Below are 25,704 nucleotides of genomic sequence, written 5' to 3' on the forward strand. Positions count from 1 at the left end.
GCCTTAATCTGTTCGTATGCCCGCTGGTATCCCACAGAATGCCGCCGACCTGATCGCGCTCGACGAGGCGTGGAGCACGCACAACTACCACCCGCTGCCCGTGGTGATCGCCGAGGCCGAGGGCGCCTGGGTGACCAACGTGGCCGGCAAGCGGTACCTGGACTTCCTGGCCGGGTACTCGGCGCTGAACTTCGGCCACCGCCACCCCGCGCTCGTCGCGGCCGCGGTCGAGCAGCTCGGGCGGGTGACGCTGACCAGTCGCGCGTTCCACCACGACCAGCTGGGGCTGTTCTGCCGCGAGCTGGCCGAGCTCACCGGCACGGACATGGTGCTGCCGATGAACTCGGGCGCCGAGGCCGTGGAGTCGGCGATCAAGGTCGCGCGGAAGTGGGCGTACCAGGTCAAGGGCGTGCCCGACGGGACCGCGGAGATCCTCGTGGCCGGCTCGAACTTCCACGGCCGGACGACGACGATCATCTCGTTCTCGACGGACTCGGTGGCGCGCAACGACTTCGGGCCGTACACACCGGGCTTCCAGGTGGTGAAGTACGGGGACGCGCAGGCGCTCGAGGCGGCCATCACGCGGCGGACCGCGGCCGTGCTCGTCGAGCCGGTGCAGGGGGAGGCCGGGGTGCTGGTGCCGCCGGCCGGCTACCTGCGCGAGGTCCGCCAGCTCTGCGACGACCACGACGTCCTGCTGATCCTCGACGAGATCCAGTCAGGACTGGCGCGCACGGGCACGCTGTTCGCCTCCGAGCACGAGGGGATCCGGGCGGACCTGTACACGCTGGGCAAGGCGCTGGGCGGCGGCATCCTGCCCGTGTCCGCGGTGGTCGGCCGCGGGGACGTGCTCGGCGTGCTGCGTCCCGGCGAGCACGGCTCGACCTTCGGCGGCAACCCGCTCGCGTGCGCCGTGGGCCGGGCGGTCATCAAGCTGCTCGCGACCGGAGAGTTCCAGGAGCGCTCCCGCACGCTCGGCGACCACCTGCACCGCCGGCTGGGCGAGCTGGTCGGCCACGGGGTGGCGGAGGTCCGGGGCCGCGGCCTGTGGGCGGGCGTGGAGATCGCGCCGGGCCGACACGCGCGGGAGATCAGCGAGACCCTGATGGAGCGCGGCGTGCTGTGCAAGGAAACCCACGACACGACGCTGCGCGTGGCGCCTCCGCTGGTCATCTCGCAGGCCGACCTCGACCACGGCATCGACAAGATCGCCGAGGTACTGGCCGGCTAGCGCGACCGCGACCGCCAGCGCGAACCCCACGCCGGCGGGCACGTGGCCGAGGGTCGCCGCGAGCACCCCGAAGAACGCGGCGGTGGCCGGCAACCCGACGAGCACCCCGCCGACCATCGCCCGAGCCGCCACGGCCCCGCCGCGCCGGCGGGTCAGCACGGCGAGCACGCACACCAGCACCGGGAACGCCGCCAGCATCCCGGCCACCCGGGCCGGCAACACCTCGGCGAGGGTGGACAGCCCCGCGACGCACCCGGTCACCACCCCGATCCGCACGACCAGCTCGCGGTCGTCCACAGCCGCGCCGCCGGCCCCCCGGAAGCGTCGGTGGCCGCCGCTACGCCGGATCCCGGGGGGCCGGAGGCCGCGCTCGGCACGGCGCAGCGCCACCCGTGCCACCACCAGTACCGCCACCACCAACGCCAGCGACACGCCGGCCGGCAGCCGCGTCCACGCCAGCAGTGCACCCGCGGCCATCCAGGCGCCGACCGCCACCACGACGCCCGCGCGGCGCCTGGCCAGCCACCAGTAGCCGGCCAGGAACACGGCGGCCGCCGGCATCCCGGACACGATCCCCGACACCAGCGCCTCCCCGGTGGCCGCGCCTTGACCGCACACCACGACGACCACCAGCGGCCCCGAGGTCAGTGGCAGCGCGGTCAGCCGACCTCCGACCCGGTCCCCGAAGCGGCGCGCGGCCAGCGTCACCAGCAGCACGAGAGTCGGCGTGAGCAACAACTTCAGCAACAGGTCCACGTATCCACATATTCGTCGCCACCTTGCCGATGGTGGCTCGGAAATGGCTCGGATATACGCAAGCCTGCCGAGATATCATCGGCCTGACTACGAAAGGACCGAGATGGACGCGATCGATCGCCGGCTCATCGCCCTGCTGCTCGACGACGCCCGGCTGACCTACCAGGAGCTGGGCCGCGCCGTCCGGCTCTCCGCCAACACGACCGCCGACCGCGTCCGGCGGCTGCGCAGGCAAGGGATCATCAGCGGGTACCACGCACACCTCGACTACGACGCGATCGGCCGCCCGCTCATCCTGATCAGCGACGTCCGCCTGCGCGAGGGCTACGACAACAAGCGGTTCCACGAGAGCCTCGCCGGCATCCCGCAGATCGTCGAGGCGTTCCGGGTCACCGGCGAGTACGACTACCAACTCCGTCTCGCCTGCACGGGCACCACCGAGTTCGAACGCGTCCTCGACGCGCTCAAGACCGAGCACGGGGTCCGCGAGGTGCGCAGCCGCCTGCTCCTGCACGACATCCCGATGCCCGGCGACCGCATCCTGGACAACCGTCAGCGGGCGCGCTGAACCCGGCCTTCGTCCCACACTGGAGCGTCTACTTCGGACACCACTCCGTCGGAGCGGAACACCAGGTACCGGTCGAAGGAGCGTGCGAACCACCGGTCGTGGGTCACCGCGACCACCGTGCCCTCGTATGACTCCAGCGCGTCCTGCAACGCCTCCGCCGACGTCAGGTCCAGGTTGTCGGTCGGCTCGTCGAGCAGTAGCAGGGTCGCGCCGGACAGTTCCAGCAGCAGGATCTGGAACCGCGCCTGCTGCCCGCCCGAGAGCGTCTCGAAGCGCTGCTCGCGTGCCGCCGCCAGGCCGTACCTCGACAGCGCCGCGGACGCCGTCCCCTGGTCCATTCCGGACCGGCCGCCGTCGCCGTGCCACAGGATGTCGGTCAGCGTGCGGCCGACCCACTCCGGATGCTGGTGCGTCTGCGCGAACAGCCCCGGCACCACCCGCGCGCCCAGCCGCCACGCACCGGCGTGGGACACCGACTCGCCGGCGAGCAGCCGCAGGAAATGACTCTTGCCCGAACCGTTCGAGCCCAGCACGCAGACCCGATCGCCGAAGAACACCTCCAGGTCGAACGGCTTCATCAGGCCCGTCAGCTCCAGCGACTCGCACGTGATCGCCCGCAGGCCGGTCCGCCCACCCCGCAGCCGCGGTCGCACCGGCGGCTCCCGCGGCGGCAGGGGCGGCGCGCCGGCCTCCTCGAACTTCCGCAGCCGCGTCTGCGCCGCCTTGTACCGCGCGGCCATCGCGTCGCTGTTCTTCGCCTGCTGCTGCAGGGTGCGGACGAGCTCGACCAGCTTCTCGCGCTCTTCGTCCCACCGCCGGCGCAGCTCCGCCATCCGCTCCCAGCGCGCCAGCCGCGCCTCGTGCCAGGTGCCGAACCCGCCGCCGTGCACCCAGGTGCCGCCGCCCTCCAGCGTCACGACGTGGGTGGCCACCGACGCGAGCAGCTCGCGGTCGTGGCTGACCAGCAGCACCGCCTTCGTCGCCTCGGCGAGCCGGCGCTCGAGCCACCGCTTGCCCGGCACGTCGAGGTAGTTGTCCGGCTCGTCGAGCAGCAGCACCTGCTCGCCGCCGGTCAGCAGTGCCTCCAGCACCAGCCGCTTCTGCTCGCCGCCCGACAGCGTCCGCACCTCGCGGTACCGCGCCCGGTCGAACGGCACGCCCAGCGCCGCGACCGTGACGGTGTCCCACAGCACCTCGGCGTCGTAGCCGCCGGCCTCGCCCCACTCGTGCAGCGCGTTCGCGTACCACAGCTGGGTCGGCTCGTCGTCGGTCTCCATCATCGCCAGCTCGGCGGCGTCCAGGCCCGCGGCGGCCGCCCGCAGCGCCGGCGGGGTGACCGCCAGCAGCAGGTCGCGGACCGTCCGGTCGTCCCGGACCGAGCCGATGAACTGCGGCATCACGCCGAGCCCGCCCTGCACGCCGACGCCACCCGAGCGCGGCGCGAGCTGTCCGGCGAGCATGCGCAGCAGCGTCGTCTTGCCGGCGCCGTTCGCACCGACGAGCGCCACCACCTGACCGGAGCTCACCCGGAACGACACGTCCGCGAACAGCTCGCGACCGTCGTCGAGCCGGTGGCCCAGCCCGCTCGCCTCGAGAAATCCCGCGCCCATTCCGCAAATCGTCCGGTACGGGCCGGTCCGACGCGAACGGTTTTCCGGCTCGCCGGAAGGGGGGGAGGCGGTGCGGCAGTGTGAATCCGAAGCGGTACGCTGCGTAGCTGCGAGGGCTGCTGCGACGGGAAGGGATTGGCGTTGACCGACACTCCGATCTACGACCAGATCCGCCAGGAGCTCGAGGCCGGTGCCGGCCGGGCCGAACCACTCACGGCCCGGCGATCACGCGCCGACGAGTCCAGCGAGGCGGTCTCGGTGTGGGCGCTCGTCAACCAGCATCGCAACAGCACACACCGCTAGTGCGCGCCGGCCACGGCCGCGTGCTGAGATGACCCAATGCACCTGCTGCCGCTCGGCACGGACGCCGCCCGCCTGAGCGACCGCGAGCTCGAGGAGCTCTACGACTACCCGCCCCGGCTCGACCGCCCGTGGCTCCAGGTCAACTTCGTGAGCAGCGCGGACGGGGCGGCCACCGTCGCCGGCCGCTCGCAGGGCCTGTCCAGCCCCGCGGACAAGAAGATCTTCGCGCTCGGCCGCGACCTGTCCGACGTCGTGCTCGTCGGCGCCGGCACGGCGACCGTCGAGGGGTACCGGGGCGTCAAGCACACCGAGCTGCGGGCCGAGCGCCGCGCCCGCCTCGGGCTCTCCGCGATCCCGCCGATCGCCGTGGTGACCGGCCGGTGCTCGATCGGGCCGCAGACGCCGATGGTCGCCGACACGCTGGTGCCGCCGATCGTGCTGACCACCGAGGCCGCGCCGAAGAGCCGCCGCATCGACCTGGAGGCGGCCGGCGCCGACGTCGTCATCGCCGGCGACGAGCTGGTCGACCTGAACCGCGCCCTCGACGCCCTCGCCGAGCGCGGCCTGCTGCGGGTCTGCTGCGAGGGCGGCCCGCACCTGTTCAGCGAGCTGATCGCGGGCGGCCTGGTCGACCAGCTGTGCCTGACGATCGCGCCGCTGCTCACCGGCGCTGGGGCCGCGCGGATCGCCGAGGGCATGCCGCGGCCCGAGCCGCTCGACATGGAGCTCGCGTCGGTGCTGACCGAGGACGGGTTCCTGATGCTCAGGTACCGGCGGGCCTGAGGATGTCGGCGATGTCGAAGCGGACGGGCTGCTCGAGCTGGTCGTAGGTGCACGAGCGCGGGTCGCGGTCCGGGCGCCAGCGGACGAACTGTGTGGTGTGGCGGAACCGCACGCCCTCCATGTGGTCGTAGCGCACCTCGAGCACCCGCTCCGGGCGCAGCGGGACGAACGACAGGTCCTTGCCGGCGTTCCACCGGCTGACCTCGTTCTTGCGTGGCGTGCGCTCCCCCGCCTCGTGTGCCGCCCACGCCCATGGGTGATCGTCGAACGTCGTGACCAGCGGCGCCAGCTCGACCATCAGCTCCTTGCGGCGGGCCATCGGGAACGCCCCGACGACGCCGACCGACGCCAGCTTGCCGTTGTCGCCGTACAGCCCGAGCAGCAGCGAGCCGACCGCGTCCGGGCCGGACTTGTGCACCCGGTAGCCGGCGAGCACGCAGTCCGCGGTGCGCTCGTGCTTGATCTTCTTCATGATCCGCTTGTCCGGCTGGTACGGCTCGTCCAGCTGCTTGGCGATCACCCCGTCCAGACCGGCGCCCTCGAACAGGTCGAACCACTCCTCGGCCACCTTCGCGTCGGTCGTGCCGAGCGTGAGGTGCACCGGCGCCTTCGCCGACTCGAGCGCCCGCTCCAGCGCCGCGCGCCGCTCGCTGAACGGGCGCTCCAGGTACGACTCGTCACCGAGGGCGAGCAGGTCGAACGCGATGAAGCTGGCCGGTGTCTGCTCGGACAGCAGGTTCACCCGGCTCGCCGCCGGGTGGATGCGCTGCTGCAGGGCGTCGAAGTCCAGGCCCTGCTTCTCGGTGCTCGCGATCACGATCTCGCCGTCGATCACGCACCGCCGCGGCAGGTTGGCCTTCACCGCCTCGACGACCTCCGGGAAGTAGCGGGTCATCGGCCGCTCGTTGCGGCTGCCGATCTCGACCTCGTCCTCGTCACGGAAGATGATCGACCGGAAGCCGTCCCACTTCGGTTCGTAGAACTGGCCGGCGGGGATCTGCGGGATGGACTTGGCCAGCATCGGCGGCACGGGTGGCATCACAGGCAGCTGCACCCGGCCATTGTTACTCACGGAGTCGGATTGTCGCTCCGCTCACGGAAGCCATACCCGTGACGTGCGACGCTGCGGGTGTACGAGGAGGCAGGGGAGGATCTTGTTGACCGGGCGGCGCTGGGCGAGGTGGATCGCCCTCCTGTTCGTCACCGCCGGCCTGGCCACCGCCTGCACCGCCGGGCCGTCCGCGCGCCCCGGGATCGTCGTCCACGAGGCCCCGCAGGCCACCAGCGAGGCGCCCGGCGGGACGCCCGAGGTGCCGCCGCTGGAGGAGATGGACGGCGGCTTGGCCTGGCGGGAGTGCTCCGAGGAGGTCCTCGTCCGGCTCGGCGAGGAGGACCTGCCCGGCTGGCTGCCCATCGAGTGCGGCAAGATCAACGCGATCCTGGACTCGCCCTACGCACCCGGCCGCGGGCTCGCCCGGCTGCAGCTGCTGCGGGCCGGCGAGGGCAAGGTGCCGCTGGTCGTCCTCAACGACGTCGACGGGCTGCCGGGCACGATCTACGCCGCCCGCCTCGCCGCGACGCTGCCGCAGGAGTTCCTCCAGAAGTTCACCCTGATCGGCATGGACCGCCGAGGTACCGGCAACTCCGGCGCGGCCAGCTGCGTGCCCGAGACCGTCCGGCGGACCATCGTCGACACCGACCCGGCCGACCTGCCGATCGACGTGTGGCTGGAGGCCGCGCAGACCGCCGGGCAGCAGTGCTCGATCCAGCTGGAGTCCCAGCTGCCCGCCATCGACACCTGGCGCACCGCCGCCGACGTGGAGACGCTGCGCGACGTGCTCGGCGTGCCCACGCTGAACGGCATCGGGCACGGCGAGGGCTCGCGGGTGCTGTCGGTGTACGCCGAGCGCTTCCCCGACCGCGTCGGGCGGATGGTGCTCGACGGCGTGCCCGACCCCACCCAGGACGCCGCGACCGCGCTGGAAGGCGTGGCCAAGGGCGCCGAGGCCGCGTTCGACGCGTTCGCCCTGGACTGCGTCAACCGGCGGTGCGAGCTCGGCAGCGACCCCGAGCGCGAGCTGCTGAACCTGCTCGGCGAGCTGCGGACGAGCCCGATCACCGACACGGACCTGGACATCACCGCGGGCTCGGCGCTGTACGCGGTCATGCTCGGGCTGGCCGACCGGTCGCTGTGGCCCACGCTGTCGGCGGCGCTGGACAAGGCGGGCGACCGAGACCCGTCCGGGCTCGTCGAGCTGCTCGTGCCCGTGGTGATCGGCACGAGCTCGCAGGCGGCGACGCTGGACTCGACGCTGGTGACCAGGTGCAACGACACCAAGACGCGGCTGTCCCCGGAGCGGGTCGAGCAGTTCGGCGACGACTGGAAGAAGCGGTTCCCCACGTTCGGCCCGGTGGCCGCGCAGCGGCTCGCGCTGTGCAGCCCGTGGACCGTGCCGAACCAGCCGCTGCCGACACCCACCGCGCCCGACGCCCCGCCGATCGTCGTGCTCGGCACCGCCAGCGACGCGGTCACCCCCGAGCAGGGCACCGAGCGGGCCGCGCAACAGCTCGAGTCCGGGGTGTACATGTCGTGGCAGGGCGGCGGGCACGGCGCGCTCGGCTTCTCCGACTGTGCCACGAAAGCCGCGTTGAGCTTCCTCACCGACGCTAAGGTGCCGCGCAACGGGACGGTCTGCCCACCCTGAGAAAGGTTCGACGATGCGCCGGATTTCCCTGCTCCTGGCCGCACTGCTCATCCTGTCGCTGCTCACCCCGCCGGCGTCCGCCGCGCCCGGCCACGAGGTCGCGCTGCGGGTGATGAGCTACAACATCCACACCGGGATCGGCACCGACGGCGCGCTCGACCTCGCCCGGACCGCGTCGGTGATCCGAGACAGCCGCGCGGACGTGGTGGGCCTCGAGGAGGTCGATGTCCACTGGGACGCGCGCAGCGACTTCCAGGACCAGGCGCGCGACCTCGCGCGGATGCTCGACATGCGCGTGTTCTTCGCGCCGATCTACGACCTGCCACCGCTGACCGATGGCGAACCCCGCCGCCGCTACGGGGTCGCCGTGCTCAGCCGGCACCCGATCGTCCACACCGAGAACCACCTGATCACCCGTCTGTCCACTCAGGACCCGAATCCGGTGCCGAGGCCGATGCCCGGATTCGCCGAGGCCGTGGTGCTCGTGCGTGGCGTGCCGGTGCACGTCTACACCACACACCTCGACTACCGGCCGGACCCGGCGGTGCGGGAGATGCAGGTGGCGGACACGCTGCGGATCCTCGGCGAGGACCCGCACGGCGCCCGGCAGGTGCTGCTGGGCGACTTCAACGCCGAGCCGGCCGCGCCCGAGCTCGCTCCACTGTGGACCCGACTGTCGGACGCGTGGACGTCGCCCGAGCCCGGCGCCACCTACCCGGCCGACGCGCCGGCCAAGCGGATCGACTACGTCACGGTCTCCGCAGGCGTGCACGCGCGCGACGCCCGGGTGCCCGACACACTGGCCTCCGACCACCGGCCGGTCGTCGCTGACGTCACTGTCCGAAGGTAAGGGTTAACCCGCGTGGCGGCTGGCCTACGGCCGCTCGGACGCTACTCTTCCTCGGCGCGGACGCGGTACTCGCAACCGTACTCGACGGCGTAGCAGAGGTCGTAATGATGGACGATCTTCGGACCCTCGTGCAGGTGCACGTGGGTCACCGTGCTGCGCGGCTCGTCGGGCAGCTCGGCCAGCGTGTCCACCCGGCCGTCGAGTGGCCCGCCGACATAGCGAACGACGTACTGCTGCGTCACGGCTGCCTCTCCGGCTCGGGTTGCGTCGGACGCTTCCGATGCTTCCTGCTGAGGTGGCCGAAATCAACCGCGGCCGGCCCGAGCCGGTCGCGGCGGGGTCAAAATGGGTGGTCGGAGCCCTGGAGCGGCGCTGGACCGGACATACGCTCCCGGGAACTCGTAACAGGAACGTGCTGGGTGACGACTGCTAGGCAGCGGCGCAAGGAGTCGGAATGGTGAAGGAGACCAGCGGGACCGGGCACCGGTGGCCGCTCTGGCCGTGGCTGGTCCTCACCGTCGCGGGGGTCGTGGTGACCGCGGTGGCGGCGATCGTGGGGACGGTGGCCGCCTCCGGGTCGAGCGAAGGCGAGGCACCGGCCGCCACCCGGGTGACCGTCACCGCCACGCAGTTCGAGACGCAGACGGTGACCCAGACCGTGACGGCTCCCCCGCCGTCGCCCCCGCTCGCCGAGTTCTCCGACGGCCTGTTCCAGGTCGGCGTGGACGTCCAGGCGGGCGCGTACCGGACCGACGGCCCGGACGGCAGCAACGCCGGCGGCTGCTACTGGAGCCGCACCGGTCCGCGCGGTGACCTCATCCAGAACGGCGTGGTCAACGACGCGGGCACGGTCACCATCCGCAAGGGCGAGCGCATCGACTCGGCCGGCTGCCTGCCCTGGCGCCTCGCTGGCCCGCCTCGCTAGCCCGCCTCCCCGGAATTAAAAGTGTGCGTTGCGTTCCAGCGGATCGTGCGGATATCCACGTACTTGTGGCTGGGCACCGTCACGGTCCCCTGAGGTTCCGTTGGTCATGGTGAGACCTTCACTCCTCGGGGCGGGCGCGGGAGGGCTGTACGCGCTTCGGCTCGCCCGCCATCTTGGGGTACTCGGGCGGGTAGGGCAGGTCGCCGAGGCCGTCGCGCTCGTCGCGGGCCACCAGCTCCAGGAGCGGCTCGAGCGAGCAGGCCCGCTCGGCCACGCCCGCGTGCAGGTCCCCGACCTTCGCGAACCGGGCCGGCATCGTGTGCGCGTCGAGGTCCTCGGGTTCGGCGTCGTCGATCTCGTCCCACGCCAGCGGGGCGGACACGAGCGCGCGGGCGGTCGGGCGGATCGAGTAGGCGCACGCGATCGTGCGGTCGCGGGCCATCTGGTTGAAGTCGATGAAGATCCGCTCGCCGCGCTCCTCCTTCCACCAGTTCACGGTGACCTGATCGGGCATCCGCCGCGCGAGCTCGCGGCCGAGCGCGATCAGCGCCCGGCGCGCCTCGACGAAGGTCCAGCGTGGCTCGATCGGCACGTAGACGTGCAGACCGCGGCCGCCGGAGGTCTTCGGGAAGCCGGTCATGCCGAGCTCGTCGAGCAGCCCGCGCAGCTCGTGCGCGACCGTGACCGCGTCGCGGAACGAGGTGCCCGGCTGGGGGTCGAGGTCCACGCGCAGCTGGTCGGGCCGGTCGACCTCGGGGCGGCGGACGGGCCAGGGGTGGAACGTCAGCGTGCCGAGGTTCACCGCCCACGCGACGACGGCGAGCTCGGTCGGGCACACCTCGTCGGCGGGCCGGCCGCTCGGGAAGGTGATCCGCGCGGTCTCGACGTAGTCGGGCGCGCCCTTGGGGACGCGCTTCTGGTAGAAGGCGTCGCCCCGGTTGTCGGCGCGGGTCGAGAGCTTCGCACCCTCGAACACGCCGGACGGCCAGCGCTCCAGCGTGGTGGGCCGGTCACGCAGCGCACCGAGGATGCCGTCGCCGACGGACAGGAAGTACTGGACGACGTCGCCCTTGGTGATCCCCTTGTCCGCGAAGTACGGCTTGCCCGGGTTGGACACCCGCACCGTGCGCCCGCCCACGGTGAGTTCGATCGCCTCCGCCACGTCGTCAGGCTACCGTGGTGGCCATGGCCGTGAACGGGATCCAGGACCCGGACGACACCCCGCGCCGGCCGGCTGATCCCCTGGGGGACCAGTTCGACGACGAGCTGCTCGGGCTGGACCCGAACGACCCGGAGGCCAGGGCGTTCGCCGAGCACCTGCGGCGGCAGCGGCGTGTGCACCCGAGCTTCACCGTCGAGGGCTACCTGTCGGACATGACCGACTTCGCCGCGTCCGCCAACCGGCTGGGCGGCCACCACAAGCTGATGGCGAGCATCCTCGCGCTGCTGATCCTGCTGGGCGTGACGGTGGCCGTGTGGGACACGCTAGGGTACGCGCTCTCGACGTTGGTCAGATAGGGATAGCGTGGAGGCATGAACCAGGACGTGGACGCCACCCCGAACGTGGTGAAGTCGGACGAGGAGTGGCGCCAGGAGCTGACGGCGGAGGAGTACGCGGTCCTGCGCCAGGCCGGCACCGAGCGCCCGTGGACCGGCGGGTACACCGACACCAAGACGGTGGGCGTGTACGAGTGCCGGGCGTGCGGCGCGGAGCTCTTCCGCAGCGACACGAAGTTCGAGTCCCACTGCGGTTGGCCGTCGTTCTATGCCCCGCAGGACTCGGACGCGGTACTCCTCCGCGAGGACCGCGCCCTGAGCATGGTCCGCGTCGAGGTGCTCTGCGCCGCCTGCCACAGCCACCTCGGCCACATCTTCGAAGGCGAGGGCTACCCCACGCCCACCGACCAGCGCTACTGCATCAACTCGATCAGCCTCAAGCTCGTCCCAGCCGAGTAGCCGGCGGGCCGCGGGGACGGCGCCTGGCGATTCATGAATCGACTCCGCCGGTGTGAGATACCGACGCGTGCCAATAGGGGTTCAGGCTAGCCCAACGGCGGTGAGTTCGGTGAGGATCACCTCAGGCGTCGCGGGAGCCAACTCGGTCAATACGTCTACAGAAGGCTGCCAGTTCTCAAGTCTCAACACGTCGGCTACGACATGTTTTCTACGCGGGGATGAGCTGTTCTGCGCCAACGCCACGAGTGCTTTGGCCCTGTGCGAACGATCCAGCGTAACGGTGTGGGCAATCCGCTCGGCGCGGTCGAAGTCGCCGGACTTGGCAACCGTCTCGGCTACCCGCGCCAGCGCGTCCGCTCGCGAGTAGGTGTGGTCGATGGTGTGGGCGAGCCGCTCGGCATCGTCGAGGATGCGTGCGGCACGTCCGGACTCACCGGCCTTGGCACCTGCCTCGGCGACCCACACCAGCATATTCACCCGATTGGACTCGAAGCGTTCAGTGCTGGTCCGGGCGATGTGCTCGGCTTCGTCGAGGAGACGTGTGGCACGTCCGGACTCACCGGCCTCCGCAACCACACCGGCTACCCGCGCCAGCGCCTTCGCCTGCCGGTAGCCGTCCGTCATGGCATGGGCGATGTGTTCGGCGCGCTCGAAATCGCCGGCCTTGGCAGCCGCCTCGGCTATCCACATCAGCGCATTCGCGGATGAAATGGGATCATCGGTGATGGTGTGGGTGATCTGCTCGGCCCGCTCGAAATCACCGGCCTCCGCCGCCGCCCCGGCTATCCGCGCCAGCATATCCACCCGATAGTAGGATTCCGTCGTGGTGTGGGCGATGTGTTCGGCGCGCTCGAAATCACCGGCCTTGGCAGCCGCCTCGGCAACCCGTGTGAGCGCCTTCGTCTTCCAGTTGCGCGCATCCTCCTCCAGTGGCGGTCGGTGATGGTGCGGGCGATGCGCTCAGCTCGGTCGAAGTCGCCGGCCTTGGCAACTGCCCCGGCTATCCGCGCCAGCGCTTTCGCCCGCGAGTGGAAACCGGTGATGGTGTGCGCGATGTGTTCGGCACGGTCGAAATCGCCCGCTGTGGCAACCGATCCGGCTACCCGCGACAGCGTATTCGCCTGCCAGTGGAAACCGGCGTCCGTGCGGGCGATCTGCTCGGCGTCGTCGAGAAGGCGGGTGGCACGTCCGGACTCACCGGGCTCCGCGGCCACGCCGGCTACCCGCGCCAGCGCCTCCGCCAGCGAAGGAGAGTAGGTGATGGTTCGTGCGAGGTGCTTGGCGCGGTCGAATTGGTCGGCGAGGGAAACTCGCCCGCTGGTTCGGCGAGCACGGCGACCCCGAACCCACCGGCCGCGACCCTGCCGCCCCCGACCCTGCAGGTCGGACCCGCACCAGGCACCGGGCGCGGGGCTCGTTCCCGACAACCGTGTCCAACGCGACGCGTGAACAGGCGGGGAACGAATCGGACATCGTTGTAACGTGATCGGGTGAATGTCGAGGTGACCCCACTGCCTGGGATAGGCACACGTCAGGACTTCGTCGCTCGTTCCGGACGACGGATCGGGGTGATCACCCACCGAGACGGGCATTTCGATTTGATCGTCTACAAGCAGGATGACCCCGACTCGTGCGTGGCGTCGATCCCGTTGACCCCGGAGGAGTCCGGTGCGCTGGCGAACCTGCTCGGCGGGCCGCACCTGGTGGCCCAGCTAGAAAAGCAGCACCGCGATCTCGACGGGGTGAACACCCGGCAGCTGATGCTCGCCCCCCGCTCGCCCTATGACGGCAGGACACTCGGGGACACCGCGTTGCGCACCCGCACCGCGGTGTCGGTCGTCGCGGTGGTCCGTGCGGGCACGGTCCACCCGTCGCCCCGCCCGGACTTCGTGCTCAGCGCCGGCGACCTGCTGGTGACGGTCGGCACCGCCGAGGGCCTCGCGAAGGCCGTCGACGTGCTCGACAAGGGCTGATCCCGACGGCATGCACAACACCGCCATCTCCCTCATCGAACTGGGGGCAGTGTTCTTCGGCCTCGGCATCCTCGGTCGCCTCGCCTGGCGGATCGGCATCTCTCCCATCCCGCTGTATCTCGTCGGTGGCCTCGCGTTCGGCGCGGGCGGTCTGCTGCCGCTGCACGGCATCGAGGAGTTCGCGCACCTAGCCAGCGAGATCGGCGTCATCCTGCTGCTCCTGCTGCTCGGGCTGGAGTACTCGGCAGCAGAGCTGGTAACCGGCCTGAAACGGTCGTGGATGTCAGGCCTGCTCGACCTGGTGCTCAATGCGCTGCCCGGCGCCGCGGTCGCGCTGATGCTGGGGTGGGGCCCGGTCGGTGCGCTCGCCATGGCAGGTGTCACGTACATCTCGTCCTCCGGCATCATCGCCAAGGTGCTCGGCGACCTGGGCCGGCTCGGCAACCGGGAAACCCCGGTCATCCTGTCGATCCTGGTATTCGAGGATCTCGCGATGGCCGTCTACCTGCCGATCCTCACCGCGTTGTTGGCCGGAGCGACCCTGCTGGGCGGGTTGACCGCGGTCGGCATCTCCCTGGTCGTGGTCACGATCGTGCTCGTGGTGGCGCTGCGGTTCGGCCGGTTCGTGTCGATGGTCGTCGACAGCCCCGAGCCCGAGGTGTTCCTGCTGCGCGTGCTCGGCGCCGCACTGCTCGTCGCCGGCATCGCCTCCCAGCTGCAGGTGTCCGCCGCCGTCGGCGCGTTCCTACTCGGCATCGCGATCTCCGGCTCGACCGCGGAAAACGCCACCAAACTCCTCGAACCCCTACGCGATCTGTTCGCCGCGATGTTCTTCGTCGTATTCGGCCTCAACACCGACCCCACCACGATCCCCCCGGTCATCGGCACCGCGCTCGTGCTGGCGCTGGTCACCACCCTGACCAAGCTCGCCACCGGCTGGTGGGCCGCCCAACACCAAGGCATCGCCCGGATGGGCCGCGCCCGCGCGGGCGCGGCCCTGGTCGCGCGCGGAGAGTTCTCCATCGTCATCGCCGGACTCGCGGTCACCGCCGGCGCGGTCGACGACCAGCTCGCCGCCCTGGCCACCGCCTATGTCCTGCTCATGGCCATCCTCGGCCCCCTCACCGCCAGACTCGTCGAACCCGCCGCCACCGCACTGCGACGCCGACTCAAGCCCGCTCCGGCGACCTGACGTCGTCACCGATGTCGGGTCCGTACCGCTGTTTTCAGACCACGGTGTCAGACCTCGACGCTGCCGGGCCCACACGTAAGCTGTGCATACTTCGGAACAGTTCGTGGTGCGGTGAGGGAGCCGAGCGGGTGCAGGTAGCGGCGAGAGCGGGCCGGTTCGGGCTCCTGCTCGCCTTGCTGCTGGTGCTGTTCGGAGTGCCCGCTGCCGTAACGCCGGGCACCGGCGTCGGCACCGGGAATGCGGTGCGGCATCAGGCACTGCCGCAATGGACATCGACGATCGGCGGGTCGGCATCGGCCGCGCCGTCGATGCACGACGACCTTCAGGACTGGCTACGGCTGTCGACAGGGACGCTGCGTTCGCTGGCCACGGCGTTGTCGGATACCTGGTGGGCCGTGTGCCCGCGCGCGACCGATGCGTGCGCGCCGCGGGGACGGTTGCTCATCGGCGAGGTAGGCGGCACTGGGATGGCGGCCGCGACGCCGACACCGCGGTCGAGTCGGGCGCCCCCGTTCGCGTGAACCGGATGATCCGAATCTGAACCCGTTCTCGACACGCCTGTCGCACTCACCCGCGCCTGGACGGTGGCGCGGCGTGCCGCATGCGAGCCATTGACTCCTGTTTCTCTTCGCTGTGCTGGGTCCGTTGCGGGCCGCCACCGGGCTGTGGTGGCAACTGGGCGACGACTGGTGCCCGGCACAGGGAAAGACGTCCCAGAAGGACCGAATATGTCTGTCGTTGTGCTGGTGCTGTTTTTCGCCGTGGTCGCTGCCGTAGCCGGTGCGATGGTGGCGATGTTCGTCAAGGACAAGCCGTTTTATGGCGCGATGGGCCTGTGTGTTCTGCTCGGCCCGGGTACCGTGCTGGCGTTCCTGTACGTGGCCCTGGCCTAGGGGTCCGGTGTGCACCGGCGTGGCTGACCGTGCTGTCGTCCCAATGTGGACATGATCTGCCGCGTGACTACACCGGTGTTCTCTTGTGGACGGTCAGGGCACGCCAATGGCGACGAGCGGCGGGCTGGTGAGGATGCCGACGATGACCTCGCACACCGTCCTCATCGAGTACGGCGCCGCCGGCCGTTTGCGCCACACAAACTCTGCCGGACGACTCTGCCGGCGGGGCGTGGACGGCCAAGCTCTACGACCTACATCCGCCCAGAGCGATGCCGTCCTGCCTCGGATCAGCCCCACCGGACAGGCAACCGCGTTCATGGTCGGCCGTGATCACGACGGCGCTCCCACCCGCTGCCCATGGCCCGACCACCCGGACCCGGTGGCCGAGCTCGGTCAGTCGGGTCAGGACGTGGCCGCTCATCCGGGACTCGCAGCGCAGCTCCTCTGGTTGCCCCACTACGTCGGCGTCACTGCCGGGGAAGACGACGAATCTGGGCGCAGTCACCGCGTCCTGTGGACCCAAGCCGTGGTCGGCGAGGTGGGACAGAATCTGCATGTTCCACTGCACCTGACCGTCACCACCAGGGGTGTTGCCAACGTGGATCAGGTGCCCTGTCGAGTCGGTGGCCAGCCATGCGTTCAGCGTGTGCAGCGGCTTGCGGCGCGGGCGCACGCCGTTGGGGTGGTCTTCGGCGAGATACGCACCGCGGCCAAGCCGGTTGTTCAGCACGATCCCCGTTCCGGGCACTGTCATCCTGGCACCGAACGGGAACGCAAGCGAGTGGATGAAGCTCACCGCGCGCCCCTGCATGTCGACCGCCACCATGGACGTGGTGTCCCCGCCAGGGCGGATCCCCGGTGCGGTCGCCAGCATGCCCGCAGCAAGACCCGCGCGTGCCTTGGCGACCGCGGCGTCGCCGAGCAGGGTGCGCCACGCGCTGTTGTCCGAACCGCAGTGCTCCCAGCGATCGCGAAACGCCACCCGGGCCGAGCCCGCCATCCAGTGCACGGACTCCGCACTCAACCACTCCCGCGACGCGAGCTGGCCGTCGCATATCGCGGCCTGCTGTAACAGCATCCACCCCGGTGAGGGTGACGGTGTCTGATGCACGACCAGGTCGCGGTACCGGCCGGTGACCGACGACTCCAGGGCAACGTGCGCGCCAGCCGCCCACTCCGCACCGCTGAACGGCGCGCCGGCACGACCGAGTACCGCGACGGCACGTTCGGCCAGAACGCCCGTGTAGAAGCCCAGCGGGTCCTTCGCCAGCTCTCGCATCGAGTTCGCCAGGTCCAGCTTGGGCAGGCGCATGCCTACCGGCGGTACGGCGCCGTTCGGCAGGAACATCTCGGCGGTGCCGGGGTCGCCGGCGAGCGCCTCACGATGGTCGCGGATGTCCTCGTGCGTCCGGAACGTGCACGGCATTCCCCGCTCGGCGGCGGCCAGTGCCGGTGCCCAGAGTTCCTCCTGCGACATCGACGCGGATCGGGTGTGCATCGCGTGCATCGCCGCGACACCACCGGGCACCGCGACCGCGAGCGCGCCTTCCAATGGAACCGCGTTCAGACCGTGGTCTCGGTAGAACTCCGCCGTGCCGCCGTCGGGTCCGAACCCGCTGCCACCCACCGTCCACACGGTACCGTCGGGCTCCAGCACCACGGCGAAGGCGTCACCCCCGACACCGCACTGGGCGGGCAACGCGAGCCACGACATCGCCGCCATGGCGAGGGTGGCGTCGACCGCGTTGCCGCCTGCGGCAAGGGTCCGGGCGCCGACGAAGCTGACCGCCGGGTGGCTGGAGGACACCATGCCGTCGGCCGAGAGCACGGACCGACGCGGGTGCGGGATGTCCCCGTCTGTCATGGTTTCGAACCGCCGAGTCGCGATTCCAGCTTGAAGAACCGGATGGCGTTGCGACCCATGATGAGTTCCTTGTCCTCATCGGTGATGTCCGCGCCGTTCACCATGTCGATGGTGACACCGTGGACGTCGTTCGGTTCGGTGAGGTATTGGTAGGTTGCCGACCAGTCGGTGCCGAACATGACCCTGCTCGCACCCAGTACCCGAACCGCCTCGCTCAGATGTGCCGACGTGCTGTGCGTCAGGTCAAGCGACACGTTCACGTTACGCATCGCCACGGCCATCACGGTCTCGAAGATGGTGACTGAGCCCCGGCCCATCTTCGTGAGCACGAAGCGGGCGTCTGGGTGCCGGCCGGCCAACTCGTCCAGCCACACCGGATCGCCGTAGTACAGCCCGCCCTTCCATTGTGACCAGCCGGTTGGGAACGAGACCGGTATGTCCTCCTCGATGCACCTTTCGACGAGCGGCCCGAGGTCGTCCGCGATCTCCTCCGGGTGAATGGCCTTGGTGAGGCTGCGGATGAATATCTCGCCCACGCCGACGAAACCGTGCTCCCGCACGCTCCTGGAGATTTCGTCGGGAGCCTGGGCGCGGTACTCCGTGGGATCGTCGAGGTATCCGGTCAGCTGCTGCTGCAGTCCGATTCGCAGCTGCGGGACCAGCCGGTCCGGGTGGCGCCCGGCCATCTCGGCGACCTTCTTGTCCGGCACACCGGGTCGGGCCATGACGATGGCCGCGTCGAGAGCGTAGCGATCGAGTGCCCGTAGCAGCTGTGGGGTGTTGTCGATGACCTCCTGCTCGGCCTGAGCAGCGAACTTCTGCGGCGAGCGGGACCGGAAGCCAATCACGTCGCTCTTCGAGCTGATCTCTGAGGAGAGATCCTCCAGAACGGCGAAGCTGCCGATGTGGACGTGGGCGTCGACCCGTCTGATGGTGTTGGGCACGTGGGTCTCCTCAGCTCCGGGTGACCGTCTCGTCTCTGGGATCTCGAGCGCCCTTCCATCCGTGTTCGGTGATGTCGATCATCACCCCGTCGGGCCCCTGGTACTTCTCCTCGAAGAAGCTCGTCTTGGCGGACGTGGCGCGCGCCTCGCGGTGCGTGGCGCCCATCTCGTCCAACCGGCGGCGGGTCTGTTCGATGTCGGTCACCCAGAATCCGAAGTGGTGCAGCCCCGTCACGGGTCCCATGCCGTCACGGCGATCCGCCGCCTCGGGCGTCTTGAACCTCAGCACTGCGACGTTGAGGTCCCCGTCGCTGAGGTAGATCCCCACGGCGTACGGGGAGTCGGTCCGCCCCACCTCCTGCATGTCGAAGACCCGCTTGTAGAACTCCGCGGTGGCCTCGGGTTCCGGTGTCGAGAACGCGATGTGACGAATCTTTGCCATTGTCATTTCCTTTGTTCGAAGGGCTACGAACGAAGCAACCTCTCCAGGTAAGCGAACCTCGCCTCGCCAACCGAGACCGGGGCTCTGGAACCGGCGAGCCCGCGTGCCCAGGTGACCGCGAACCCGAGTTCACTCGCGCGTGCATGGTCGAGCCCGCCGGGGGGTGAGGCGATGTCGATCACCTTCGCGTCGCCGAGTAGCGCGAACACCTCCTCCGAGATCGCCGAGACACTCGGCACCGTGTTGATGACTATGTCGGTGGAGGCGAACTCGTCCATCCTGGCGTCGTAGGCGACCGCCGTCGCCCCTCGCTGCTCCGCCCTCGCACGGTCCACATCGGACCTGCAGCTGACGGTGACCGGGCACCGCAACGCGAGCAGGTAGTCGGTGATCGCGACGGCGGTCGCCCCGTATCCGAGAACCAGGACGCGGTACTCCCGCAGCAGGCGATCCGTGCCCTGGACGATCAGGCAGAGGACCGCCTCCGCAACCGACGTCGCGTTCAGGACGGCGAGGGAGCGGTCCGCTTTCGTCTCGAACACTGGAATCGCGAGGCGTCGCGCGGTCTGAGTCAGGGTCGGTGATGCCATGCCGAGCACCAGCCCGCCCTTGGCCGCGTCCGACCGGGCGAGCAGGGTCTCGTCGAGGACCACGGATCCGGAGTACACCGGGGCGTAGACCGTATCGCCGGCACCCAGCCCCGGCGACGGGCCGATGATCCACCGGGCGCCCTGCACGGCCGCCTCGACGGAGGACTCGTTGTCGAGGTCGCCGCCGTCGTCGACATCGCAGGCGAACAGCGCGACATCGTACCCACCGGACGCCAGCTTGCCTGCGACGTAGAGCTCTCTCTTGTCGCCTCCGAGGATGGCGATCCTGCCTTCGGCCATGGCCCGTTCCCTTCAGACGTTGATGTCCGCCAGCTTTTGGTCGCATTCCTCGACCGCGAGCGCCAGCTGTTCGGCTTCGGCACGAGAAACACCCGTGTAGGGCAGGCGGACCGAGCTCGATCCGGCGTATCCGCGGATCCGCATCGCGGCCTTGACCGCACGCGGCTGGCCGAGCTTCCGCACGGCACGGAAGTACGGGTCCAGCGCCATTCGGATCTCCCGCATGTGGCCGGGTCTTCCCTCCGCCGCGGCCGAGACCATTGACATGAACGCGTTCGGGAACACCCACGAGTTCGTCGAAGTAAGGCCGTCGAACCCAGCGGCAAGGGTGACCGACGCCGCCGCGTCCGACGCGGCAAGCACCTTCACGGCCCCACCGGAGGCCGCCCTGACCTCGTGAACACTCGCGATCGCATCGGAGATGCGAGTGGCGCCCTGTTTCACCGCGACGTATGGCCCCAACGCCGCCAGGCCACCCAGTTCGGCCGCGGTCAGCTCCATGCCGAAAACCGGGTTGTTGTAGACCACCAGGGGTGCCTCGACATGGCCTGCGAGGTGGTCGAAGTGCCGGCGGACGTCGTCCGCGGTGAGTTCGGCCAGCATCGGTGGCGCCACCATGATCAGGTTCGCGCCGGCGTCGAGCAGCCTCCGAGCCAGTGACACCGTGGCCTCTGTCGACGGATGGGACGCCCCGACCAGCAAGGACCTGGCATGGCCGCAACCAGCCATGGCCTCGACGATGGCCACGCGCTCGTCGTCGCCGAGGCTCTGGAACTCTCCGTAGGCTCCGGTGAGCAAGAAGTGGTCGATGCCGTGGTGCGCCATCTCGGCCGCGTTGTCGATCATGGCGGCGAGGTCCACCACACCGGAACCGGCGAACTGCGTCGGGGCTATGGCATACAGCCACATCGGCTCGGTCGTCATGGCCGCATCGCCTCGACGAGACCCCGTCTTCGATGACCAGGGGTGACCGACCGTTGGGGCACGGTCGGCGCGATGAGGTGTTCAGCCTGCGTGCCACCGAAAAGCGTGCAGTGGACACTATCTGCAGTGATCGACATATCGGCACCTGACTCACTACACCGCCCTCGTCACCGGCGACGGGGCGGACGCACCGAAGAGCGGCACGATCAACGGTCTGCGCTTGACCTACATCATATATCACGTATCATACTTTGTATGCAGTACGCACCGCAAGGTGACAACAAAGGGCCCGCTGCCCTGATTCAGCTGATGGAGAAGCCGCAGAGCCTGACCGAAGTGGTGTACGAGACGATCCGCGGCGCCATCATCGACAAGACGCTGGAGCCTGGCGGCCGGGTGTCGGAGGCGCGCATCGCCTCATGGCTCGGCGTCAGCAAGACGCCCGTCCGGGAGGCACTGCTGCGCCTGCAGGTCATCGGCCTGGTCGAGTTCGACGGCAAGAGAGGCGCCCGCGTGGTGCGCCCCTCGCGCAAGGCAATCGTCGAGGCGTATGGGGTGCGCGCAGCGCTCGAGGCGGCGACGTCTCGACACGCCGTGGAGCAGGCCACCAAGGAGGACGTCGACCAACTTCAGGCCGCGGCGGACGATGCGCTCGTCAACGCGCAGGCAGGTGACGCCGAAGGTTTCCGCGCCGCCGACTGGACCTTTCACAACACGCTGGCCCAGGCGTCCGGCAACTCTCAGCTGACCGAGCTGACCCGGAACTTCCTCGTGCTCACCAGTGTTCTACGGCAGCGCGACGTGCCGGACGGTGGCGATTCGATCCAGTGCGCGCACCAGCATATCGACATTCTCAAAGCCATCCGACAGGGCGATCCGGACCGTGCCGCGGCCGCCGCGACACAACATATCGACTTCGTGCTCGGCAAAGTGCTTGCCGCAGCCGATGCGACGAACATCTACTCCACTGACCGGGACAGCAAAGGCATGTAACCCAGATGGACTGACTCTGATCCACCGAAGCAATGGCGCACTACGGGTACCAGTTTGGGGATGGTCCAGCAAGAACCGAAATTTGATGGCGCACCCAGATTCGAGGTATGACCAATGCAGAAGAGAACCTACGCGGCTGCCGCCACGATCGCCCTGATGTTACTCACGGCCTGTGGCGAGGAGGCGCCGGAATCGGGTCCCTCGGACGGTAACCCTGCTACCGAAACCAAATCTTTCACCGTCGCGTTCACATCGCACGGAATATCCCACGCACCGACGCTCGCCGCGCTTGAACAGCTCCGGCAGGATGGCTACGAGATCGAGGCCCCGGTGCTGGCCGAGTCGGAACTCGTCACCGCGGGCACCGCACAGGGACAGTTCGCCTTCGGCGTGGCGGCCACCGGAAGCATGCTGACCGCGGTGTCCAAGGGTGCGAACTTGAAGGCGGTCGTCCTCCGTAACGCCAACGAGTGGACCGTGTGGGGGCAGCAGGACATTTCGGAGTGCGCCGATCTGGATGGCAAGCGGCTGGCCATCCACAGTCCGGGTGGCGACAGCACGAAGATGGTGGAGCGCTACGTCGAGACGACCTGCCCCGGTACCGAACCGAGCTACGTGGTGGTCTCCGGCTCCTCCAATCGTCTGGCCGCCCTACTCGCCAACGAGATCGATGCTTCACCGCTGGAGTTGAGCGACGCGATCACGTTGCAGAGCCGGGGTGAAGGGCGGTACCGCCAGTTGGCAAGCTTCGCCGAGTCGCTGCCGGACCTCTACACCGATGCGATCTATGTCAACGGCGACTTCGCCGAGGCGAACCCGGAGGCCGTGACGGCCTTCGTACGGGCAGTCGTCGAGCAGCACCGAGAGATTGCCGGCAACCCCGAGTACCTGGTGGAGATCGCGAATACCTATGTCCCCGACGTGATCGACCAGAGCACCGTGGAGGAAGTCGCCAGGAGCTACGTCGAGCTCGAGATCTTCCCGGAGAACGCGGAACTCACCGAGGAAGGACTCAAGTACACAATGGACTTCTTCGGGCCCGACGGCACAGGCGCGACTGACAAGATCATGCCAGTAGAGGAGTTCGCGGACCTCACCTTCCTGAACGAGGTGCTCGATGAGCTCGGCCGCAGGTGAACAGGTCCTGCGCCCAGGTCGAAGGCCCCGCCGCCAACCTCCCACGCTGTGGGCACGGGTCGTCGCCTCACCGTGGACCTACCGCCTGCTGACCCTGGCCGTCTTCGGCTGCCTGTGGGAGGTGTTCGCCGGCTACGCGGACAGCATGCTCATCCCGCTGTTCTCCGGAACCGTGGAAGGCATGTTCCAGCTTGTCCGGACCCCTGAGATCTGGAATGCGTTCCTCATCAGCAACGAGGCGTTCGTCATCGGCTTCGCGGTCAGTCTGGTCGGTATTCCCATCGGCTTCGCCATGGCGCGGTTCTCCATTGTGGACCGCGCCTCGGCACCGTACATGAGCATCCTCCTCGTGACACCCACCGCAGCGCTCATCCCGATCCTCATCATCGCGTTCGGCCTCGGCCTGGTGTCACGAGTCATCATCGTCGTCCTCTTCACCGTCCCGTACGTCATCGTCAACAGCGCGGCCGGAGTACGAAAAGTCGACACGAGCCTGCTGGAGATGGCTAGGAGCTTCGGCGCCTCGGAGCGCAAGATCTGGTGGAGAATTCTGTTGCCCGGCGCCATGCCGGGGGTGATGACCGGTATCCGTATCGGCGTGGGCCGCGCCATCGAAGGCATGGTCATCGTCGAGCTGCTCATGATCTCAGTCGGAATCGGATACCAGATTCAGCAGTTCACCGCCATGTTCGAGTCCGAGCTGCTGTACGCGATCGTGGCCCTCGTCGTCGTCGAGGCACTCGTCGTAGTCAACGCCGTTCGCTGGCTGGAGCGTCGACTCGGCCGGTGGTCACACGACACCCGCCTCGCCGACTAGGAGCAACAGTGATCGAGATCCAGAATCTCAGCAAGACCTTCCCCGGTGAGCGCAACCAGGGCCACATCGAAGTCCTCTCCGACATCAACCTCACCATCCACGACAACGAGTTCCTCACCATCCTCGGTCCGAGCGGCTGCGGCAAGACCACGTTGCTGCGTCTGATCGCCGGCCTACAGCCGTGGGAGGAAGGCGAGATCGTCATCGACGGCCAGCCACTTCGAGGTCCCGGCCCCGACCGGGCGATGGTCTTCCAGAACTTCGCGCTGTTGCCGTGGGCCACGGTCCTGGACAACGTCGCCTTCGGCCTCGAACTACGCAAGACACCGGTGAGCGTCCGCAGAAGCAAGGCAGCCGAACTGATCGACATGGTCGGCCTGTCCGAGTTCGCCCACCGACGGCCACTCGAACTCTCCGGCGGCATGCAGCAGCGAGTCGGGCTCGCCAGGGCACTGGCCGTGGAGCCGCGGATCCTGTTGATGGACGAGCCCTTCAGCGCCCTCGACGAGCAAACCCGGCGGGTACTCCAGGAGGAGCTCCTGCGGATCTGGGAGGACACCCGCACCACAGTCGTCTTCGTGACACACTCGATCGAGGAGGCCGTGATGCTCGCGGACAGGGTTGTCCTGCTCAGCGCGCGGCCCGGCCGGATCGAGAAGACCATTCCGGTCCACCTCGAGCGGCCACGCGCCGCACACATGTCCTCGATGGTGACCTCACCGGAGTTCGCCAGGATCACCAACGAGCTCTGGGAGAGGCTGCGCAGCGCCCAACCGGACCTACGCGGCGCCCAGGACGCAACGCCGTCGGCAAGGAGCTAGGGCGATGCGCTGCCAGCTGAACCACCTCGGGTGCGTCGGCGGCCGATCCAAGATCACTGACACGAGGACGGTACACACGTGAGCGAAACCGTCGAGACGGTGAAATCAGCCACCGTCAGCGCACCGTCCCCGCGATCCAGACGTCCGGTCTCGCCGGTGATCCCGATCGGGTTCTTCTCCCTGCTCACCGGCGCCGTGCTGTGGGAGGTCACGGCACGGGCGTACGACATCCTCTTCCTGCCTCCACTGAGCGCCGTGCTCGCCCGCCTGGCCCGGATGACCGCGGACGGCCAGATCCTGTCCAGCCTCGGCAACAGCCTGTTCAACCTGGCCGTCGGATACATCCTCGCCGCCGTCGTCGGAATCGGCGTCGGGCTGCTGATGGGCAGCTACCGCAAGGTCGAGGCAGCGCTGGACATCTACGTCTACGCGTTTCTGACCGCCCCGTCGCTGGTCTTCGCGCCGATCTTCTTCTCGATATTCGGCCTGGGCCGTGGCCCGATCCTCGGCGTGATCGTGATGAACGCGATCTTCATCGTCATTATCAACACAGCTGACGCTGTCCGCTCGGTACCCCGCCCGCTCGTCGAGATGGCACGTTCCCTGTGTGCCACCGACAGGCAGGTCACCCGGCGGGTCATCGTGCCCGCCGCTATGCCCCTCATCATGACCGGCCTGCGGGTCGGTATGGTCCGGGCGGTGAAGGGCATGGTCGTCGGCGAGATGTTCATCGCTATCGTCGGACTCGGCGCGGTGATCAGAAACGCCGGCCGGCGCCTGGACGTCGAAACCAGCCTCGCCGTGCTCCTCGTCATCATCGCGGTGGCGCTGCTGGCCAACGCCTTGGTAAGCGGTCTCGACCGGCGGGTGAACGGATGGCTCCCGTCCACCGCCAGATCCTGACAGGACCGGGACCACGCCCGGACGCCTCGCGGCGCGGAGCATCCGCGTCGCCAGCCGACCGGTGACGGCACGGGTGGCGTCGGCCGGCAACGTCACTCCACAATCCTGAATGGACACCGGCGAACCCGCTACCCGGCAACGGACTAGGAGGTCATGCCCCGTGGCTATGAGCGAACTGGACATCGAGTCACTACGACTACTCGTCCTCGTCGGCAGACTCGGCA

Annotated in this window: 29 protein-coding genes; 19 read left to right on the plus strand and 10 right to left on the minus strand. The window is 69.1% G+C overall.

The window, feature by feature from the left end; all coding sequences use genetic code 11:
- Nucleotides 1-16: 16 nt before the first annotated feature.
- The 3 genes from rocD to ACRDTB_RS19740 all read left to right on the plus strand — a co-directional run bounded on the left by rocD (nt 17) and on the right by ACRDTB_RS19740 (nt 2,555).
- Nucleotides 17-1,231 carry an ornithine--oxo-acid transaminase gene (rocD, locus tag ACRDTB_RS19730; protein WP_431432298.1) on the plus strand — a complete coding sequence of 405 codons (1,215 nt, stop codon included), beginning with the start codon at nt 17-19 and terminating at the stop codon, nt 1,229-1,231.
- 82 nt (nt 1,232-1,313) lie between these two features.
- Nucleotides 1,314-1,763: a hypothetical protein gene (locus ACRDTB_RS19735; RefSeq protein WP_431432300.1), complete on the plus strand. Its 450-nt coding sequence runs from the start codon at nt 1,314-1,316 to the stop codon at nt 1,761-1,763.
- A gap of 327 nt (nt 1,764-2,090) precedes the next feature.
- On the plus strand, nt 2,091-2,555 hold the full coding sequence (locus ACRDTB_RS19740; protein ID WP_431432302.1) for an Lrp/AsnC family transcriptional regulator: 465 nt from the start codon (nt 2,091-2,093) through the stop codon (nt 2,553-2,555).
- Here the strand turns inward: ACRDTB_RS19740 and ACRDTB_RS19745 are convergent.
- The gene (locus ACRDTB_RS19745) at nt 2,540-4,165 is read right to left on the minus strand and encodes an ATP-binding cassette domain-containing protein (RefSeq protein WP_431432304.1); all 1,626 of its coding nucleotides are present in this window, start codon (nt 4,163-4,165) and stop codon (nt 2,540-2,542) included. The two genes, ACRDTB_RS19740 and ACRDTB_RS19745, sit on opposite strands and share 16 nt — an antisense overlap.
- 141 nt (nt 4,166-4,306) lie before the next feature.
- Between ACRDTB_RS19745 and ACRDTB_RS19750 the strand changes: the two genes are divergently transcribed.
- Both ACRDTB_RS19750 and ACRDTB_RS19755 read left to right on the plus strand, forming a co-directional pair.
- On the plus strand, nt 4,307-4,468 hold the full coding sequence (locus tag ACRDTB_RS19750; protein WP_431432306.1) for a hypothetical protein: 162 nt from the start codon (nt 4,307-4,309) through the stop codon (nt 4,466-4,468).
- 36 nt (nt 4,469-4,504) lie between these two features.
- A complete protein-coding gene (locus ACRDTB_RS19755; RefSeq protein WP_431432307.1) occupies nt 4,505-5,251 on the plus strand; it encodes a pyrimidine reductase family protein in 747 nt (248 codons plus the stop codon).
- On the opposite strand, the gene ACRDTB_RS19760 is transcribed toward ACRDTB_RS19755, so the two are convergent.
- On the minus strand, nt 5,232-6,305 hold the full coding sequence (locus tag ACRDTB_RS19760) for an ATP-dependent DNA ligase (protein ID WP_431432309.1): 1,074 nt from the start codon (nt 6,303-6,305) through the stop codon (nt 5,232-5,234). The genes ACRDTB_RS19755 and ACRDTB_RS19760 overlap by 20 nt on opposite strands.
- Before the next feature lie 103 nt (nt 6,306-6,408).
- On the opposite strand from ACRDTB_RS19760, the gene ACRDTB_RS19765 reads away from it, so the two are divergent.
- A complete protein-coding gene (locus ACRDTB_RS19765) occupies nt 6,409-7,956 on the plus strand; it encodes an alpha/beta fold hydrolase (protein WP_431432311.1) in 1,548 nt (515 codons plus the stop codon).
- A 13-nt stretch (nt 7,957-7,969) separates the two neighbouring features.
- Complete coding sequence (locus tag ACRDTB_RS19770; RefSeq protein ID WP_431432313.1) at nt 7,970-8,806, plus strand: endonuclease/exonuclease/phosphatase family protein; 837 nt, start codon at nt 7,970-7,972, stop codon at nt 8,804-8,806.
- 41 nt (nt 8,807-8,847) lie between these two features.
- Here the strand turns inward: ACRDTB_RS19770 and ACRDTB_RS19775 are convergent, their stop codons facing one another.
- Complete coding sequence (locus tag ACRDTB_RS19775) at nt 8,848-9,048, minus strand: hypothetical protein (RefSeq protein ID WP_431432314.1); 201 nt, start codon at nt 9,046-9,048, stop codon at nt 8,848-8,850.
- Nucleotides 9,049-9,260: 212 nt separating this feature from the next.
- Here ACRDTB_RS19775 and ACRDTB_RS19780 point away from each other — a divergent pair, with 212 nt between their 5' ends.
- Nucleotides 9,261-9,731 carry a hypothetical protein gene (locus tag ACRDTB_RS19780; RefSeq protein ID WP_431432315.1) on the plus strand — a complete coding sequence of 157 codons (471 nt, stop codon included), beginning with the start codon at nt 9,261-9,263 and terminating at the stop codon, nt 9,729-9,731.
- Between the two features lie 118 nt (nt 9,732-9,849).
- On the opposite strand, the gene ligD is transcribed toward ACRDTB_RS19780, so the two are convergent.
- A complete protein-coding gene (gene ligD, locus ACRDTB_RS19785) occupies nt 9,850-10,893 on the minus strand; it encodes a non-homologous end-joining DNA ligase (protein ID WP_431432317.1) in 1,044 nt (347 codons plus the stop codon).
- Nucleotides 10,894-10,916: 23 nt separating this feature from the next.
- Here ligD and ACRDTB_RS19790 point away from each other — a divergent pair, with 23 nt between their 5' ends.
- Both ACRDTB_RS19790 and msrB read left to right on the plus strand, forming a co-directional pair.
- Complete coding sequence (locus tag ACRDTB_RS19790; protein ID WP_431432318.1) at nt 10,917-11,249, plus strand: hypothetical protein; 333 nt, start codon at nt 10,917-10,919, stop codon at nt 11,247-11,249.
- Nucleotides 11,250-11,264: 15 nt separating this feature from the next.
- On the plus strand, nt 11,265-11,687 hold the full coding sequence (gene msrB, locus ACRDTB_RS19795) for a peptide-methionine (R)-S-oxide reductase MsrB (protein WP_431432320.1): 423 nt from the start codon (nt 11,265-11,267) through the stop codon (nt 11,685-11,687).
- Between the two features lie 81 nt (nt 11,688-11,768).
- Here the strand turns inward: msrB and ACRDTB_RS19800 are convergent, their stop codons facing one another.
- Complete coding sequence (locus tag ACRDTB_RS19800; RefSeq protein WP_431432321.1) at nt 11,769-12,491, minus strand: hypothetical protein; 723 nt, start codon at nt 12,489-12,491, stop codon at nt 11,769-11,771.
- Nucleotides 12,492-13,177: 686 nt separating this feature from the next.
- Between ACRDTB_RS19800 and ACRDTB_RS19805 the strand changes: the two genes are divergently transcribed.
- From ACRDTB_RS19805 to ACRDTB_RS19820, 4 genes are all read left to right on the plus strand, one after another.
- Nucleotides 13,178-13,660: a cation:proton antiporter regulatory subunit gene (locus ACRDTB_RS19805; RefSeq protein ID WP_431432323.1), complete on the plus strand. Its 483-nt coding sequence runs from the start codon at nt 13,178-13,180 to the stop codon at nt 13,658-13,660.
- A gap of 10 nt (nt 13,661-13,670) precedes the next feature.
- Nucleotides 13,671-14,852, plus strand: coding sequence for a cation:proton antiporter (locus tag ACRDTB_RS19810; protein WP_431432324.1), 1,182 nt, complete (start codon nt 13,671-13,673; stop codon nt 14,850-14,852).
- 128 nt (nt 14,853-14,980) lie between these two features.
- The gene (locus tag ACRDTB_RS19815; protein ID WP_431432326.1) at nt 14,981-15,373 is read left to right on the plus strand and encodes a hypothetical protein; all 393 of its coding nucleotides are present in this window, start codon (nt 14,981-14,983) and stop codon (nt 15,371-15,373) included.
- A 207-nt stretch (nt 15,374-15,580) separates the two neighbouring features.
- On the plus strand, nt 15,581-15,745 hold the full coding sequence (locus ACRDTB_RS19820; protein ID WP_431432328.1) for a hypothetical protein: 165 nt from the start codon (nt 15,581-15,583) through the stop codon (nt 15,743-15,745).
- Between the two features lie 244 nt (nt 15,746-15,989).
- On the opposite strand, the gene ACRDTB_RS19825 is transcribed toward ACRDTB_RS19820, so the two are convergent.
- Genes ACRDTB_RS19825 through ACRDTB_RS19845 form a run of 5 tightly spaced genes read right to left on the minus strand, consistent with a single transcriptional unit; the run spans nt 15,990 to nt 20,809 of the window.
- Nucleotides 15,990-17,609 carry a gamma-glutamyltransferase family protein gene (locus tag ACRDTB_RS19825; RefSeq protein WP_431432330.1) on the minus strand — a complete coding sequence of 540 codons (1,620 nt, stop codon included), beginning with the start codon at nt 17,607-17,609 and terminating at the stop codon, nt 15,990-15,992.
- Complete coding sequence (locus ACRDTB_RS19830; protein ID WP_431432331.1) at nt 17,606-18,553, minus strand: amidohydrolase family protein; 948 nt, start codon at nt 18,551-18,553, stop codon at nt 17,606-17,608. The genes ACRDTB_RS19825 and ACRDTB_RS19830 overlap by 4 nt, the downstream gene beginning before the upstream one ends.
- 10 nt (nt 18,554-18,563) lie before the next feature.
- Entirely contained in the window at nt 18,564-18,995 is a 432-nt protein-coding gene (locus ACRDTB_RS19835) for a VOC family protein (protein WP_431432333.1), read from the minus strand.
- Nucleotides 18,996-19,018: 23 nt separating this feature from the next.
- The gene (locus ACRDTB_RS19840; RefSeq protein WP_431432335.1) at nt 19,019-19,885 is read right to left on the minus strand and encodes a dipicolinate synthase subunit DpsA; all 867 of its coding nucleotides are present in this window, start codon (nt 19,883-19,885) and stop codon (nt 19,019-19,021) included.
- A 12-nt stretch (nt 19,886-19,897) separates the two neighbouring features.
- The gene (locus ACRDTB_RS19845) at nt 19,898-20,809 is read right to left on the minus strand and encodes a dihydrodipicolinate synthase family protein (RefSeq protein ID WP_431432336.1); all 912 of its coding nucleotides are present in this window, start codon (nt 20,807-20,809) and stop codon (nt 19,898-19,900) included.
- A gap of 255 nt (nt 20,810-21,064) precedes the next feature.
- Here ACRDTB_RS19845 and ACRDTB_RS19850 point away from each other — a divergent pair, with 255 nt between their 5' ends.
- The 5 genes from ACRDTB_RS19850 (at nt 21,065) to ACRDTB_RS19870 (ending at nt 25,480) form a co-directional block, all read left to right on the plus strand.
- Nucleotides 21,065-21,802, plus strand: coding sequence for a GntR family transcriptional regulator (locus tag ACRDTB_RS19850; RefSeq protein WP_431432339.1), 738 nt, complete (start codon nt 21,065-21,067; stop codon nt 21,800-21,802).
- Between the two features lie 114 nt (nt 21,803-21,916).
- The gene (locus ACRDTB_RS19855; RefSeq protein WP_431432341.1) at nt 21,917-22,939 is read left to right on the plus strand and encodes an ABC transporter substrate-binding protein; all 1,023 of its coding nucleotides are present in this window, start codon (nt 21,917-21,919) and stop codon (nt 22,937-22,939) included.
- Nucleotides 22,920-23,756 (plus strand): ABC transporter permease, encoded by an 837-nt coding sequence (locus tag ACRDTB_RS19860; RefSeq protein ID WP_431432343.1) that lies wholly within the window; start codon nt 22,920-22,922, stop codon nt 23,754-23,756. The genes ACRDTB_RS19855 and ACRDTB_RS19860 overlap by 20 nt, the downstream gene beginning before the upstream one ends.
- 8 nt (nt 23,757-23,764) lie before the next feature.
- Nucleotides 23,765-24,577 (plus strand): ABC transporter ATP-binding protein, encoded by an 813-nt coding sequence (locus ACRDTB_RS19865; protein WP_431432345.1) that lies wholly within the window; start codon nt 23,765-23,767, stop codon nt 24,575-24,577.
- Nucleotides 24,578-24,733: 156 nt separating this feature from the next.
- On the plus strand, nt 24,734-25,480 hold the full coding sequence (locus ACRDTB_RS19870; protein ID WP_431432346.1) for an ABC transporter permease: 747 nt from the start codon (nt 24,734-24,736) through the stop codon (nt 25,478-25,480).
- Nucleotides 25,481-25,704: the final 224 nt, after the last annotated feature.

Origin of the sequence: Actinophytocola sp., from assembly GCF_050699935.1 — a bacterium.
GTDB lineage: Bacteria > Actinomycetota > Actinomycetes > Mycobacteriales > Pseudonocardiaceae > Actinophytocola.

What these genes read in the sequence shown, in the direction of transcription:
- rocD (WP_431432298.1), top strand. Translation starts at nt 17, where the DNA reads ATGCCCGCTGGTATCCCACAGAATGCCGCCGACCTGATCGCGCTCGAC.
- ACRDTB_RS19740 (WP_431432302.1), top strand. Translation starts at nt 2,091, where the DNA reads ATGGACGCGATCGATCGCCGGCTCATCGCCCTGCTGCTCGACGACGCC.
- ACRDTB_RS19745 (WP_431432304.1), bottom strand. Translation starts at nt 4,165, where the DNA reads ATGGGCGCGGGATTTCTCGAGGCGAGCGGGCTGGGCCACCGGCTCGAC.
- ACRDTB_RS19755 (WP_431432307.1), top strand. Translation starts at nt 4,505, where the DNA reads ATGCACCTGCTGCCGCTCGGCACGGACGCCGCCCGCCTGAGCGACCGC.
- ACRDTB_RS19770 (WP_431432313.1), top strand. Translation starts at nt 7,970, where the DNA reads ATGCGCCGGATTTCCCTGCTCCTGGCCGCACTGCTCATCCTGTCGCTG.
- ACRDTB_RS19780 (WP_431432315.1), top strand. Translation starts at nt 9,261, where the DNA reads ATGGTGAAGGAGACCAGCGGGACCGGGCACCGGTGGCCGCTCTGGCCG.
- ACRDTB_RS19790 (WP_431432318.1), top strand. Translation starts at nt 10,917, where the DNA reads ATGGCCGTGAACGGGATCCAGGACCCGGACGACACCCCGCGCCGGCCG.
- msrB (WP_431432320.1), top strand. Translation starts at nt 11,265, where the DNA reads ATGAACCAGGACGTGGACGCCACCCCGAACGTGGTGAAGTCGGACGAG.
- ACRDTB_RS19810 (WP_431432324.1), top strand. Translation starts at nt 13,671, where the DNA reads ATGCACAACACCGCCATCTCCCTCATCGAACTGGGGGCAGTGTTCTTC.
- ACRDTB_RS19820 (WP_431432328.1), top strand. Translation starts at nt 15,581, where the DNA reads ATGTCTGTCGTTGTGCTGGTGCTGTTTTTCGCCGTGGTCGCTGCCGTA.
- ACRDTB_RS19825 (WP_431432330.1), bottom strand. Translation starts at nt 17,609, where the DNA reads ATGACAGACGGGGACATCCCGCACCCGCGTCGGTCCGTGCTCTCGGCC.
- ACRDTB_RS19835 (WP_431432333.1), bottom strand. Translation starts at nt 18,995, where the DNA reads ATGGCAAAGATTCGTCACATCGCGTTCTCGACACCGGAACCCGAGGCC.
- ACRDTB_RS19840 (WP_431432335.1), bottom strand. Translation starts at nt 19,885, where the DNA reads ATGGCCGAAGGCAGGATCGCCATCCTCGGAGGCGACAAGAGAGAGCTC.
- ACRDTB_RS19845 (WP_431432336.1), bottom strand. Translation starts at nt 20,809, where the DNA reads ATGACGACCGAGCCGATGTGGCTGTATGCCATAGCCCCGACGCAGTTC.
- ACRDTB_RS19850 (WP_431432339.1), top strand. Translation starts at nt 21,065, where the DNA reads ATGCAGTACGCACCGCAAGGTGACAACAAAGGGCCCGCTGCCCTGATT.
- ACRDTB_RS19855 (WP_431432341.1), top strand. Translation starts at nt 21,917, where the DNA reads ATGCAGAAGAGAACCTACGCGGCTGCCGCCACGATCGCCCTGATGTTA.
- ACRDTB_RS19860 (WP_431432343.1), top strand. Translation starts at nt 22,920, where the DNA reads ATGAGCTCGGCCGCAGGTGAACAGGTCCTGCGCCCAGGTCGAAGGCCC.